This is a genomic window from Streptomyces roseochromogenus subsp. oscitans DS 12.976 (assembly GCF_000497445.1).
Lineage (GTDB): Bacteria > Actinomycetota > Actinomycetes > Streptomycetales > Streptomycetaceae > Streptomyces > Streptomyces oscitans.
On record NZ_CM002285.1, the window covers coordinates 2427728 to 2428391 of the forward strand.

The 664-nt window shown below is 75.9% G+C and carries 1 protein-coding gene; it reads right to left on the reverse strand.

All coding sequences use genetic code 11. From position 1 onward, the window contains the following. Positions 1-664, reverse strand: a 664-nt coding sequence (locus M878_RS92195) for a cation:proton antiporter domain-containing protein (RefSeq protein ID WP_023546220.1), incomplete at both ends; no start/stop codon positions are given.

Below are 664 nucleotides of genomic sequence, written 5' to 3' on the forward strand. Positions count from 1 at the left end.
CCGCGGCGGCCAGGGGCGCCCGGCCGGCCTGCCGTTCGGCGGCGCGGGTGCCGAGCAGCAGGCGGAGCAGCAGGAGAGCGATGATCCCGGCGGCCAGGGCCGCGAGCGCCTGCACCAGGTGGCCGAGGTCGCCGGAGCTGAGGCTGACCGCGGCGACGAGCGCGAGCCAGGACAGCGCGTCCAGAAGGACGGCGGCGCTGAACGAGACCCGCCCGACAGCCGTCTGTTCCATCCCCCGGTCGGTGAGGATCCGGGCGAGGACGGGCACCGCGGTGACGGACAGGGTCACGGCTATGAGCAGGACGAACGCCGGTGCGGGGGCGGTGCCGCGCAGCGCGGGGTCGCCGGTGCCGAGGATCCAGGCGGCCAGCAGGAGTCCGGCGGCCAGCGGCAGCAGAAAGGATCCGGCGGCCACCCAGCCGATGGCTCGGCCTGCCGGGCGGTCGGCCGGGTGGCCGGTCGTGCCGCTCGTACGGCCGCTCGTAGGGCCGGACGCGCGGTCGGCGGGCCGTGCCGCACCGTGCCGGAGCTTGTGGGCAAGGCTCACCATGAACAGGGCGAGACCCGCCTGGGAGACGGTCTTGAGCTGGGCGAGCAGATGCTGCGGCAGTACCTGGTGGAAGGTGCCGGGGCCGAGCAGCTGGAGCGCGAGGGGGCCCGCAGC